The 6,225-nt window shown below is 57.6% G+C and carries 5 protein-coding genes and 1 pseudogene; 4 read left to right on the top strand and 2 right to left on the bottom strand.

Going from position 1 to position 6,225, the window contains the following annotated elements; all coding sequences use genetic code 11:
* Together ERD80_RS22455 and ERD80_RS08330 are read left to right on the top strand one after the other, a co-directional pair.
* Positions 1-1,148: methyl-accepting chemotaxis protein (locus ERD80_RS22455; RefSeq protein ID WP_248295843.1), on the top strand; the 1,148-nt coding region annotated here is incomplete at its 5' end.
* Positions 1,149-1,201: 53 nt separating this feature from the next.
* Positions 1,202-1,438, top strand: a complete 237-nt coding sequence (locus ERD80_RS08330; protein ID WP_021506169.1) for a hypothetical protein — start codon at positions 1,202-1,204, stop codon at positions 1,436-1,438.
* 80 nt (positions 1,439-1,518) lie between these two features.
* On the opposite strand, the gene ERD80_RS08320 is transcribed toward ERD80_RS08330, so the two are convergent.
* Both ERD80_RS08320 and malI read right to left on the bottom strand, forming a co-directional pair.
* A complete protein-coding gene (locus tag ERD80_RS08320; RefSeq protein ID WP_136546500.1) occupies positions 1,519-2,709 on the bottom strand; it encodes a glycosyltransferase in 1,191 nt (396 codons plus the stop codon).
* Between the two features lie 402 nt (positions 2,710-3,111).
* Positions 3,112-4,137 (bottom strand): Mal regulon transcriptional regulator MalI, encoded by a 1,026-nt coding sequence (gene malI, locus ERD80_RS08315; protein WP_031279152.1) that lies wholly within the window; start codon positions 4,135-4,137, stop codon positions 3,112-3,114.
* A 177-nt stretch (positions 4,138-4,314) separates the two neighbouring features.
* Here malI and malX point away from each other — a divergent pair, with 177 nt between their 5' ends.
* Both malX and ERD80_RS08305 read left to right on the top strand, forming a co-directional pair.
* Positions 4,315-5,901 (top strand): maltose/glucose-specific PTS transporter subunit IIBC, encoded by a 1,587-nt coding sequence (malX, locus tag ERD80_RS08310; protein WP_136546498.1) that lies wholly within the window; start codon positions 4,315-4,317, stop codon positions 5,899-5,901.
* Positions 5,902-5,903: 2 nt separating this feature from the next.
* Positions 5,904-6,225: pseudogene (locus ERD80_RS08305) on the top strand (transcriptional regulator); the annotation flags it as partial.

The following is a 6,225-nucleotide window of genomic DNA, read 5'->3' as shown; positions in this document are numbered from 1 at the left end:
AGCGCCTGCAGTTGCTGCAGCGCGACATCGCAGCGAATAACCATGCCGACCAGTCCGATCGCCAGCGTCTGCAAATGGCCTTTGGCATTGCTGCACTGCTGATGCTCGCGCTGCTGCTGTTCTGTGACCGTTTTCTGGTCACGCATCTGGTACGGCCGCTGGGGGCGCTGCGGGAACATTTCCGCGGCATCGCCGCTGGCGATCTTACGCGGGAACCGCAGGATTTTGGCCGCAACTGTGTGGGTCAGCTGATTCCGCTGGTCAGGCTGATGCAGCAGAGCCTGCTGACCACGGTGCGCGCCGTGCATGACAACACCGACGTGCTGCGCAAGGAGTCTGCGGATATCGCCAGCGGCAACGCCGATCTGTCCGACCGCACCACCCGCCAGGCGGCTGCGCTCGAGCAGACTTCCGCCAGCATGGAGCAGCTTAGCGCCACCGTAGAGAAAAATGCCCACAGCGCGGGCGAAGCGCGCGAGCTGGCTGAGGATGCGGCGCGCACCACGCGCGACGGCGAAGCGCTGGTGAAAAGCGTGTCAGCGATGATGGCAGACATTGCCGCCGAGGCCGATAAAATCCGCCAGTTCACCGCCACGGTTAACAGCATCGCGTTTCAGACCAATATTCTGGCACTGAACGCGGCTGTTGAAGCCGCCCGCGCCGGTGAGCAGGGACGCGGCTTTGCCGTGGTGGCAGCTGAAGTGCGCACGCTGGCACAACGCAGCGCCAGCGCCGCGAAGGAGATCGAAGGGCTGATTAATGGCACCGTGACGCGCGTTGGCGAGGGAGCGCAGACCGCGCAGCGCGCCGGTGCCATCATGGACAGCGCCACGCAGAGCGTTTCCGCCGTTACGTCGCTGATTGGCCAGATTGCGCTGGCGTCAGACGAACAGAGCAAAGGCATTGCCCAGGTTACGCTGGCCGTGACCGATCTGGATCGCGTTACCCAGCAGAATGCCGCCCTGGTGAAAGAGATCGCCGCCTCGGCCGGCAGCCTGAATGGCCGTACCGGAACGCTGGCTGCGGTGATCAGTCATTTTAACTTTTCTGACAGGCCGCAGCACAGCGCGCTGCTGGCCGGTCAGCGCCCCGTTTCAGCCATTGACAGCTTCGCGACAGAAAAGCTTGCCGTCTCTGACCCGGCATAGTTCGCAGCCGATAACCATACCGCCAGGGACAGGCCACAGAAAGAGAAGAACTTATGAGCCATCAATCATTGCAGCACATCGTTCCGGTTCAGACTGATGTGCGTGACTTACGCATCGCCACGGGCATGACCCAACTGCACGCGGCTGAACGCTTCGACCTTAGCCTGCGGGTCTGGCAGATGAAGGAGTCCGCAGCAAAACCGTCGCCGCTCAGTCAGGGAGAATATGAGTTTTTGCTGCTGCTGGCAGGAAAACATCCCTATTTTAGTCTGACGGCCAGAGCCCGCTAATGCCGTGCGCGCTGGCCGTTGCGTCAGCGCCACCGGCGATAACCGGGGATCCGCTTCCTCCACCCGGCGTGATTAATGCGTCAAATCTCTTTAGCGCTGACGCCCGGGGCACGACTCACCTGTGCTGTCTGCTGATAAAAGGCGTCGAGACGGGCGCGAAAGCGCGCCGGATCGTGCTGGTCTTTAATTCTTTGCAGCGCCCGCGCCGAGCGGGTGCTGATCGCCTCGCGCTGCGCCATTATCTGTGTGATGATCTGTTTGAGCTGCGCAATAATCCTGGCCCTGATCGCCAGTTTCTCCTGCGCTGAAGCGATGGTGATTTCAAACATATCATTCAGCGGACAATCAATAAGCCAGCCGGCCGAAGCCGGGTTTATTTCCGGCAGTGCGCGCACATTAGTGGTAATGACCGGACAGCCGCACGCCTGCATTTCCAGCACTGAAAAGCCGTAGGTATCCTGCCAGGTCGGTAATAATCCCACATCGGTCTGTTCGAGCATTTTCATCAGCCGATCATTTTGCAAAAATGTTTCATGCCTGAAGATTGCCTGCTGATTAATCAGGTCTTCAATCCGCTGATGAAATTGCGCGTCATCCTGCTGCGCGCCGTGCGCGATATTATAGCGATGCTTCAGGTTGCCCGTTAAATTCACCTGCACGCTGTCGGGGTGAATGATGCCTTCTGCCAGCAGCTCGCTAAACGCCAGCACCACTTCCGCCCCACCTTTACGATAAAACTCATTGCCGACAAAGCTGAACGTCAGCTTCGCCTGATTCACCGGCCTGACCCGATCACAGATAATTGCCTGCGGCGGATGCAGGGTGTGTAGTTTGGGCAAAATGGCTGCAGCCTGCTGCGGAAACGCCTGTAACAGCTTGATTTGAATCTTTTTCGTTGCATCGGAAATGGCCAGCAGCGCCGTACACTGCGGTGCCGCGATCAGTTTGAGTTGTTTCTGCAATTGTGGATTATGCAGTTTGGCCATGCCCGGCACCGGCAGCACGCGCGGAATTTCGGTTTCAAATGTCGCCATCCAGCGTTTTTTTGTGCAGGCCACTTCATTAAAAAGATGGATGATTTGTGCATCGTCCGGCACCGAGAACGGTAGCGGCGCGAAAATAAACAACTTATTGGCTTTGCGGATTTTCTGCCTGACGGCGTTACGATAAAACCAGATATTTTTATATTTCAGATTGAGATAATAGTGTGAATCGTTGACGATGATATTTCTCTTTTCCGGATAACCTTTCCCATTTACGATTATTTTCATACGTGCCCCGGCACAGGTAAAATCAGCATAGCTGGCAGTATATTCCTCGCCAGTCACAAATCCAGCGAGCAAGTAAACCCGCGCTAAACAATAAGAAAATACACATTTTGTGACAGGCAATAACATCAGCCAGCCTGAATAAAATACAGGCGCGGCCGGTAAAGAATATTAATCAATACAAAATTCGCGGAATTCAGAAAAATGGCTAACGCGTTGATTTTCATTTAACGCTGGCCATATTATGACAGTTTCGTGTCAATATTTGATGCTAAAGCTTAATCTTTATTTTCTGCTGGCCCGCAATGCATAAGCAGAACGATGATCACAGGCCGACTGACAATCGGTAAGCAGCGGTAACAGAAACGTGGCGAATAATGACCTGACGCCGGGCGGGCGACAGGCTTAGCGGCCCTGCACCAGCTGCGGCGGCACGATTAACGTCTGCACATCGGCCTGTGGCTGCGCCAGGCGCTGTAATATGCGTTCTGCCGCGCGCCGCCCGACGATGCGCGCTTCACTGCTGACAAACGTCAATGCCGGATCGTTCAGCTCAGGCTGCGGATCGTCGTTGAAGCCGACCAGCGCCAGCTGCTGGGTGTAGTAACTGTCCACGGCATCTTCCCCGAGGGTGCGGCCGCTGCGCAGCGCGCCGAAATAGCAGCCGAGCGTGGTGCTGGCATTATGCGCCAGGATAGCGGTAATACGCGGATGCTGATGCAGCAGCGCCTGCGTCAGCGCGGAGACACTCTGCTGGCGATCGTCACATTCAATAATCCAGTCCGGGCGAAACGGCAAACCGTACTGCAGCAGCGTGGCGCAATAGCCGCCGATACGTTCGGCGCGCGTCAGTGAGGACCCCAGACCGCCGACCCAGGCAATGCGCTGATGTCCCTGTTTGATCAGATACTCGGTGGCCATCCGCGCCGCCTGGCTGTTATCCGGACGCAGCGAATCGACTTTTTCCAGACTGCTGGCGCGCGCGGCGCAGATCAGCGCAATATTTTGCTCCTGCGCCTGCAGCCGCAGCGATTCCGCCTGCGCCACCGCGCCGCCCAGCACAATGCCATCGGCGCCCTGCGCCGCCAGCGAATCAAAACAGCGCTGCAGATGCTGGCCATGCTGACCACTCTGCGTCAGCACCAGCACTTTGCCCTGCTGCTCCAGCACCTCGCTCAGTCCCGCCGTCATTGCCGCATAAAAGGGCTGGCTGAGATCGCGCACGATCAGGCCAATCACCCCGCTCTCACCGCCGCGCAGCATGGAGGCCGAGCGGTTACGCACATAGCCGAGTTGCTCAATCGCCTGATTCACCCGCGCGGCGGTGGCAGGTGAAATCCGCCCTTTGCCGGACAGCACCAGCGATACCGTGCTGACCGATACGCCAGCGGCCTGCGCGACATCATGGATGGTGATTTTCTGCTGAGACATAGTGTGAAGCTATTCGTTGCCGGAAAATTTAAAGAGGTAAAACGTTACACTGATTAGCATAAAAATAAAGCCTGATGCTCGTCACGCTTTGTGATTATCACCACAAAAAGCCGTGATAAAACGTTTTATCATCCCCCACCACTTTACCCGCTTGTTACTTTTTAGCCAGGAGAGACTATGCCTCACAGCCAACCCAAAATGTCGCTCTGGGAATTTTTCCAGAGCCTGGGGAAAACCTTCATGCTACCCGTGGCGCTGCTGTCGTTTTGCGGCATCATGCTAGGGATCGGCAGTTCACTCAGCAGCCATGATGTGCTGACGCTGATTCCACTGTTCGACCAGCCATTCCTGCAATACCTGTTTATCTGGATGGCGAAAATCGGCTCCTTTGCCTTTAGCTATTTGCCGGTGATGTTTGCCATCGCCATCCCGCTGGGCATGGCGCGGGAAAACAAAGGCGTAGCGGCGTTTGCCGGCTTCGTCGGCTTTGCGGTGCTCAATCTCAGCGTTAACTTCTGGCTGAACATCAACGGGATTCTGCCGACTACCGATGCGGCAGTGCTGAAAGCCAATAACGTGCAGAACATTCTCGGCATTCAGTCCATCGACACCGGTATTCTCGGCGCGGTGATTGTCGGCATTGTGGTGTTCTGGCTGCACGAGCGTTTTCACAATATTCGCCTGCCGGATGCGCTGGCATTCTTCGGCGGCACGCGCTTTGTGCCGATTATCACCACCGTGGTGATGGGCCTGCTGGGGCTGGTGGTACCGCTAATCTGGCCATTCTTTGCGCGCGCGATCACCGGTCTTGGCTGGATGATCAACAGCGCGGGCGAATTCGGCCCGATGATCTTCGGCACCGGAGAACGTCTGCTGCTGCCGTTTGGCCTGCAGCATATTCTGGTAGCGATTATTCGCTTTACCGATGCCGGTGGCACCATGGAGGTGTGTGGTCACAGCGTCAGCGGCGCGCTGACCATCTTCCAGGCGCAGCTGGCGTGTCCGGAAACTCACGGCTTCGCGGAAAGCGCTACCCGCTTCCTGTCGCAGGGTAAAATGCCGGCATTCCTTGGCGGCCTGCCGGGGGCAGCGCTGGCGATTTACCACTGCGCGCGCCCGGAAAACCGTCACAAAATTAAAGGCCTGCTGATTTCGGGCGTGGTTGCCTGCGTAGTCGGCGGCACCACCGAACCGATCGAATTCCTGTTCCTGTTTGTCGCACCGGTACTGTATCTGATCCACGCACTGCTGACCGGTCTCGGCTTCACCGTGATGGCAATGCTTGGCGTGACCATCGGTAATACCGACGGTAACGTGATCGACTTCTTCGTGTTTGGCGTGCTGCACGGCCTTTCTACCAAATGGTACTGGGTGCCGGTGATTGCCGCCGTATGGTTTGTGGGTTACTACGCCATCTTCCGTTTCGCCATCACCCGCTTCAACATCAAAACACCAGGCCGCGAAGCAGAAACCAGCCGCGTTGAGCAGCAGGTCAGCCGCGCCGGTGTCGGCAAATCCGGCTACAACACGCCAGCGATTCTCGCGGCGCTGGGTGGCGTTGACAACATCACCTCGCTGGATAACTGCCTGACGCGCCTGCGCCTGTCGGTGGCCGACATGAGCAAGGTCGACGATGCCGCGCTGAAAGCCAACGGCGCCATCGGCGTGGTGCACCTCAATCAGACCAATCTGCAGGTAGTCATTGGCCCGCAGGTGCAGTCGGTCAAAGATGAAATGGCCCATCTGATGAGCGCGACGGTGTAAACATGCAGGCGTTTAATTTTGATCGGGTAGTGGATCGCCACGGCAGCTGGTGCACGCAGTGGGACTTTGTCGCCGACCGCTTTGGCGTGCCAGATCTGCTGCCCTTCACCATCTCGGACATGGATTTCGCCACCGCTCCCTGCATCATTGACGCGCTGCAGCAGCGGCTCAATCACGGCGTGCTGGGCTACAGCCGCTGGCAGCACGAGGATTTCCTTTCCGCCCTGCAGCACTGGATGCGCAGCCGCTTTGCCAGCGAGATCGCGGCAGAGTCGCTGGTGTATGGCCCGTCGGTGATTTATATGGTGGCGCAGCTGCTGCGCC

It is taken from the genome of Pantoea sp. R102 (assembly GCF_004916815.1).
Lineage (GTDB): Bacteria > Pseudomonadota > Gammaproteobacteria > Enterobacterales > Enterobacteriaceae > Pantoea > Pantoea dispersa.
The sequence above is the reverse complement of the archived record's forward strand: the minus strand, read 5'-3'. Positions and strand labels throughout refer to the sequence as shown.